Source organism: Bacteroides sp. AM54-2NS (assembly GCF_003602935.1).
Classification (GTDB): Bacteria; Bacteroidota; Bacteroidia; order Bacteroidales; family Bacteroidaceae; genus Bacteroides; species Bacteroides xylanisolvens.
This window is the reverse complement of record NZ_QTMZ01000046.1, coordinates 38,865-46,228: the sequence shown is the minus strand read 5'-3', so window position 1 is coordinate 46,228 and position 7,364 is coordinate 38,865. Positions and strand designations below refer to the sequence as shown.

Below are 7,364 nucleotides of genomic sequence, written 5' to 3'. Positions count from 1 at the left end.
TACAATTATGCCCTTTCAGGGCGCAAATTCAGATTGTCGTTTTTACGTAGGGCGTTGCCCTACGCTATATAATTAAGCCCTTTCAGGGCACTCCGCAAAATTATCATTTTTCCTTTTCAATCATTATAACAATATCCTTTTTTCTACTTTCCGGTAAAACTTTCAAGTCCGTCACTTTTCCGTCTTTCAGAGTGGCTTCTACTGTTGTTTCGCCCGGAGCATGAAGTTTGAAATGTACGTTCCATTCTTTCGGCCATGCCGGGAAAAGGAGTATTTGTTCTCCATTGGTTTGCAATAGCATTTCCTGAAGTCCTATCATGCCGCTACCTCCCCAGTTGTGATCGGGTGTCCAATCATATCCCGGTCCCCAAAATGCGGGGAAACGATGCGGTCCATTCGATAATTTGGCTAAAGATAGTTTCTTTGCTTCTTCGGTCAGGCCTAAACAGGCAGCCCATATATTATCTTGTTTCCATCCGGTATGCGAACGGAACTTGATGGCATCCGGGTCATAAAAGTAGGTATTACGGGCTATATCCAGATCCTCCTTTCCTACTCCATAAATACGCCATGGAAACACTGGATAAAGTTGTGGCGTTTCAACATTATTAATTCGTTCCCAACTTACGGCGGGCGAAATTGTTTGCTTCAAGACCGGAGCAATAGTCGGATTCAACGTATCTTTTATTTCTATGTATCGCAATGGAATCGGAGGTATTGCTTTTAGCATCTCCTCTTTCTCTCCGTATGTTTCTAATACCACTTTCAGGGCGGCGATGGTGCTGCTTGCGTTATTGGTCATTTTATATGTTTCACAAGCAGAACCCGGGAAAAGAATCAGATGTCCGTTGCCATCCAACGCTTTCCGTCCTCGGCGGGAAGCTAGTTGCTGGTAATGTTCGTCGAAGAATGTCAGCGAACTTTCGATCAGAGGTAAATAAGGGGTAATATCAGCATTTGCATAGTTCTTTGTTTCCAATATCATTTGGCAGAATTCAAGAACCGTATCCCATTCATATTCCAGCCAGGCATTATATTCCAATCCTTTGTCGAACCAGTCCGGTCGTTTGAAACCATATTCTGCGGGGTTCGGCAAACCGAAATTTTCGATCTGCTCGCTAAAGCAAGCTCCATCATGTTGCCAATATATACGGCTTCGCAGTTCTGCATTTTTCAACATGCGGTTATAAAAATCAAACTGGGAAGGCATCATATCAAAGTCTCCGCTTTTCAGCATCGGCCAGTATACTAAACGTTGATTCTGTGCAGTCATCGTACCACCTCCCCATTTCCGGTAGTCGGGGGTAAAAGATTGTTTTTCATCGACATGGCAAGGATCAAAGGTGAAGAGTCCGCCATTGAATTTAGTCGGTACGCTGCCGTATGCATTACATCCCAACATATAGCGGAAAAGGGTGTAGTTTCTAGTTATTTCTTTTGCTTCACCATCTGCTTCGATAAAACTGCGTTGCCAAAAGGAATTCCACCACGAACGTGTCTGTTTTTTATCCTGTATGATAGTCTTCGATGAAACTTTACCTTTGGGGGCTATTCTATGCAAAGCTGTTTGTATTCCCTGCTCCCACTCTTCTATTGTTTCTGTCTGGTCTGTATGTAACACAATGCAGAAATGTTCTTTCCTGACTGCTTTGGAAGAACGGAATTTCCAGGCACGATAGTCTGTTCCGGCATATACATCATCTGTGGTACCGACAAATTCTAAGTTATCACCGAAAAGAGTTCCTCCGAAAGTTAAGTTTTTCAAAGGATTCATCATTTGAGATTTTACTTCGTTCATCCCTTGTTGAGCCACAACTACATCAAAAACGGTCTGTTCGGGATTGCGATGATAAAACAGAAGTTGGTTCCTCTTTATTGAAGTCCTATTTGTTTCAGCCTTTCCTGTTGAATCAGTAATTTTGTCTAAAGAAATAAAGTCGGCCTCCGTCACAGTACCTTTCGGGGGAGCCCATTTGTAGGAACACTGTTGCCCCTCTCCTTTTCTGACAGGTCGTTCCTGATAGCGCCAATTTTCATAAAAGACTTCAGTCTGCAACGGTTGTGCATTTGTTACCTCTACATGTATAACTGGATGAAAAACATCTACCCAAAATTGTATCTGTGTGTTTCCTGCCGTGATTTCTACATATCCGTCTTTCAGCTTCAACTCCTGACGAAAATCTTTAGCGTCTTTGAAAGGATTGGGTGATAGGCGGAGACGTACACGCCCTTGCTTTAACTGGCAGTTGTTTTCGTCGAATGTACCGCTACGGCTCACATAGAACATAACATCACCGTCTTCTACCCATATATTCATCCCAATATCTCCACCACCGCAAGGCATAGATTCAGAAGAATTACGACTGGGAGTATTCCAAATGACATTGGCATGCTGACTCCAAAGAGCCGACACGCCAACAAACAGTATGGTTATAATCAGATAAAATCTCTTCATATATTTTTCATATTTTACCTTGTCTATTTGCGATTACCAATCATCCGAACGAAAAGACCCTAAAGGCAATCCGTCGCAATATACATCTCCTTCCACATAGTTTTCAAAACAATATCGAACAGCTACCGGGTGCGGCACTTTATCGCTTTTCACCAGCATCTTACTACGTTCTATCCATGCTTTGGCCGGGTAAAAAACTTTATCTTCGCCGGCTACCTGAAAGTTTTTTGATTCGAAACAGTTCTTGCCGCTGATCCACATATTGGCACGTTCGAAGCTGACAACTACGGTGTCGTTCTTTATTTCAATGCTTTTATAATAAGGACTTTCGCCATTCACGCCTTCCACTCCATACGTTTTAGTTAAAGCCAGAAGTGCCAGACGTTCACCTGCAACCTGTTTCTTTGCGGGATGAATACCTTTTTCCATTCCTGCATCCAGTAATACAGCCATACCGCTGTTAGCTACACGATGTTCAACTTTTGCCTGTGCCTCCCGGAGATATGCAGAATTTATCACTTCCTTTCCTTTTTCGGTAATAATCCCGTAATCATACGGAGCTATCTGGCAATAATAGAAAGGGAAATCTCCCTGTTTCCATTCGGCACGCCAACCGTTAATCAATCGGGTAAACATATCAGCATACGTATGGGCACGATTCCAGTTATCTTCACCCTGATACCAAATCACTCCTTTCATGGTCATACCGATTAATGGATGCAACATACCATTATAAAGCACGGTCGGAGTACGGTTCTTGGATTTTATGTCGGTTTCCGTTTGAGGTATCTTCGCTTCCGGAAAGGCTTTCAGCCAGTCTGCCGTCATCCATGCTTCACAGGCGGAACCACCCCAGGCTGCTACAACTAATCCGACCGGAACATCTAATATTTCATTTACCAGTCTCCCGAAATAATAGGCTGTTGCACTGAAATCACGGACACTAACCGGATTGGCTTCTTTCCAGGAACCGATAACGTCATTCTGCGGAGTGAATGTAGAAGTACGTTTCACCGTAAACAGACGGATTTGCGGATTCTTGCTGTGAAGAATGTCCATATTGGCATTTTCTACCGGTTGGTTTTTGAAGCCTTTCATCGGCATTTCCATATTACTTTGTCCGGAACAAAGCCAAAGTTCGCCTATCAGAATATTATTCAGTGTCTTTTTGGTTCCATCATCAAAGGTCACAGTATAAGGACCTCCAGCTTCGGGAGTAGCTACTGTCAGTTTCCATGCCCCATTTTTATCTGCTGTTGCTGCATATTGTTTTCCATTCCAACTAGTGGTCACTGTTACTTTTTTATGAGGAGTCGCCGTCCCCCAAAGGTTTGCATTGGTCTGTTGCTGCATCACCATGCCATCAGAAAAAATAGCCGGTAGCTTTACTTCTGCGTGTGTTGACAGGCAGGCAGCAAGCAGAAAACCTGCCAACATTGTACCTGTTTTAATAATTGAACTTTTCATACTTTAGCTATATAATAATGAATTGGGCACGGATTATATGGATTGCGCTGTTACTTTATGTAATACGATTCTCATAAACCGTGTAATCCGCGTAATCCGTGTCTTAAAAATCTATTTTATTCTGTGGTAGAAAAACTCAAAGGTCCGAGTAATCCTGCCGGAAGTAACGTTTTTTCTGCCCTGCGATATTTTGCATTAGTCCAAATGCCATCAAACGGCGCTTTTCCTTCATCAGCTCCTGTCAGTGCATTCGCCCATGTATTTGTAACCTCTATTTCAAGCTCATTAATTCCTTTTTTCAAGGCACCTGTAATATCTGCACGATAAGGAGCTGTCCAGATTGTGCCACAATCTACGCCATTCACACGAACAGTTGCCAAATTATAAACTGTTCCCAGATTCAGATAAATCTGTTGGTCTTTATTCGGTTTATTTTTCCAGCGAAAAGTGGTTTTATAGGTCGCTGTCCCCGAATAATAACGTATCTGTTCGTCCGATTCTTGGCTCCAGTCGAAAAGTTCTTTTCGTGTGAGCGTTTTTTTGTTAGCTGCAAAAGTTATAGTATATTCCTTTGCCTCCAAAGCTATGTTTAAAGGGGCTTTGGCGGTGTCTTTCTTCTCCTTTTGCAGTTGGAGAGAGGACTCTCCATAGCCTTCATCTACTCCCTCCGCAGGATATACGATGAATACGGACTCGTTAGGAGCCAATGTGAGAGTAACTTCCGTCCGGTTTCCGTTGATATGATAGGAAGGATGAATATTCATCTCACCCGTCACCGGATTCCAACATTCCGGTTTCTTACCGTTAATACGCATACTTGCAGTAAACGTGCGTGTTTCGTCCTTTTGGTTGGCTACGAAATAGAGTTCGCCAAGTTCGCCACGACGATGCGTCCAGGCAATATCTTCCGGCACGATCATGTCACGTTCCAAGCCATACACGGAAAAATCTTCTTCTGTATATGGTAAAGAAGGCACCAAAATGCCAGCTTCTTTTAGTTCATTGATTTTCTTCTGCACTTCCGATGACAATACAGGTTCGGGATTCATTGGACGCGAAAGAGGCAGTACTAACACTTTATAACTTGCTCCACCCGGCAACGTTATTCGTCCGTTTTCTGCTTTCGCCAAACGAAGGATTGCATCTTTATTAAAACTATCGTATGCATATCCACGAAGCGGATTCACCCATTTCTCCGGATCAGCCATGTTAGCTGAATGGGTAACACCTACCGGGCGTACACGTAAAGGCTGTCCCTCATTGGCCAGACGGATGCGTTCACTTTCCACTCGTTCTGCACCGAAGATTCCCGGCAGAGAAGGAACCAATCGTTCCGGTAATATCGAACGCCTCGGCACTTCTTCACCTGTAAAGACTGCGATGTCTGTTACCGGATGCCCATATTGCAACAACGACTGGCAACGGGTAGCATATTCGGAAAAGGCTTTTGCCCCTTTCTTCCACCAGGTCTGATCCCGTTGGAAGAAAAGTCCGATGCCATCCAATGTCATGCCGGGCTTGCGGTCCAGCCAGGGATTATGTACATATACATGGTAGAAAAGGCGATTGATTCCTAATGCGTAATTACGATCCAACAAGGCTTTCAACATTCCGGGGTATTCATCCCACGTGCCACGCACTTCGGTGAATCCTTCAGCCTGAATAATATTCTTTCCGTAGATATGCGCTCCGCTAATAGCGTCGAGCATATCATTCGGTTTGTCATGTGTGGGACTGTTCAACCAAAATTCGCCCATTGGAAGATCTACTTTTTGATAATGTAGTAGACCATCGCTTACCATCGTCGGAGCTACACATTCTGCCGAGAACTGGCAATCATATTCTTTCGCACAGTCCGCCAATACCTGATAGAACACATCTACGACGAGTTCTGATATGGTAGTACGTACGTCTCGCAGAATCTTTTCACTTTGTTCGACACTTTCCATCGGAATACCTGCCAATAGAGGTAGATAAGGCATCAAATCGTAGCCACGACGTTTCTGAAATTCAATAGCGAAACGTTTATTCCAGTTTTGGCTGCCACATTCCCAACTGTCGACATGCATATATTTCAGTACGCGACGAGCTATTTCGGGATTGGTCTTTACAAATGCCTGCGCAAACCAGTTATCGAATTGCTTCCGTACCGTTTTCGGGTTAAACTTATCACATTCCAATCCTTTTCCACCTCCCGCTGTCGCATTGGTATGCCCGGTAGCTGTATGTCCCATGCGAAGTAATTTCCATTTTCCTTTGGGGAGAGTGGCGGTCAATGTTTTTCCATTCGAATGACCGGTATATTGCTTTGTTAGATTGATGACTTGTGAAAGTGAATAGCAATCCTGTTTCCCGACTTCCTCTTCTTTAGTCGCTTGAGCAACACGCCATACCAGTCCGACTTTTCCTTCCCATTGGTTCAGACGGGCTTCCCGGTGCAGGCGTAATTCTTTTATTTTCAGATTGGGCTTCCACTTGGCAGCATCCATATCTTCACTTCCCGGTTCGCTCCCTTCAGGAGTCCAGTAGAAACGGAAGAAACGGGCAGTAGTCGGAGGAATACTATGAGTTGAATTCTCATCCGTATTCTGCCATCCCTGACGGGCAGGGACCAACTGCTTAACCAAACGATAATTCACTCCGTCGTCACTAGCCATTACTTTCAAGCGGTGTGCCTGATAATTATTACCATTTAAAACGATTTCGATGTTCCGGCAAGTGAAAGGTTGCCCGTATTCATACTGGATATAGCAGGGATATGAAGAACGGATCACTCCTGCCGCATCCATATTCACTGTTTGAGCGGCTTTTACATTTCCTGTCGTAGCTAGGTTGACACAGGTAATTTTTGCCTGCATCTCGTCCGCTGCGTCTTCTACCGGTAAAGCGAATAATGCAATATCTTCATAATAATTTTTATAGGCTTCCGGTTGTGGCAAGCGAATAGCCATCAGCTTTCCGCCGTTTACAATCGTATCGCTCCAAACCACTTTTTGCATAGATTCTTCGGGAGTAATCCAGGGGCCTCCCGCCAATGCGAAACCATCACAAATGTGCATCCCCAATTTCAGCCCCAAACGATCTGCTTCTTCCATGCTGAAACGCACCATCTCCCACCATTCGGGAGTTAGCTGCTGCGCCTTGCCATCGTATTGGGCGCCTTCATGAATACCTTTAATCGGCATCAGATAAGTACCTCCTAATCCGGCACGTTTCATTGCCTCCAAATCGGCTGTAATCTCTTCTTTAGACACGGCACCATACATCCAATACCAAAAAGTCCAGGGTTTTGCTTCATCGGAAGGACTTAAGAATTGATCGCGAAGCGAGCGTGTTTGCTGTGCATCGGCAGGGCATACGGCTGTCCATGCTAATAGAGAAAGTGCAAATATTCGTTGTTTCAGTCGGCTTTTCATTCCAGTCTATATTTTTACTTATAGAT

The 7,364-nt window shown here is 44.1% G+C and carries 3 protein-coding genes; all 3 read right to left on the bottom strand.

Translation table 11 applies throughout. The annotated features are described in order from the left end of the window. Nucleotides 1-103: 103 nt before the first annotated feature. On the bottom strand, nucleotides 104-2,455 hold the full coding sequence (locus tag DXA05_RS21135) for a DUF5703 domain-containing protein (protein WP_128859612.1): 2,352 nt from the start codon (nucleotides 2,453-2,455) through the stop codon (nucleotides 104-106). Between the two features lie 33 nt (nucleotides 2,456-2,488). Further along, complete coding sequence (locus tag DXA05_RS21130; RefSeq protein WP_117513917.1) at nucleotides 2,489-3,922, bottom strand: sialate O-acetylesterase; 1,434 nt, start codon at nucleotides 3,920-3,922, stop codon at nucleotides 2,489-2,491. A gap of 116 nt (nucleotides 3,923-4,038) precedes the next feature. Next, nucleotides 4,039-7,338, bottom strand: coding sequence for a glycosyl hydrolase (locus DXA05_RS21125; protein WP_128859611.1), 3,300 nt, complete (start codon nucleotides 7,336-7,338; stop codon nucleotides 4,039-4,041). Nucleotides 7,339-7,364: the final 26 nt, after the last annotated feature.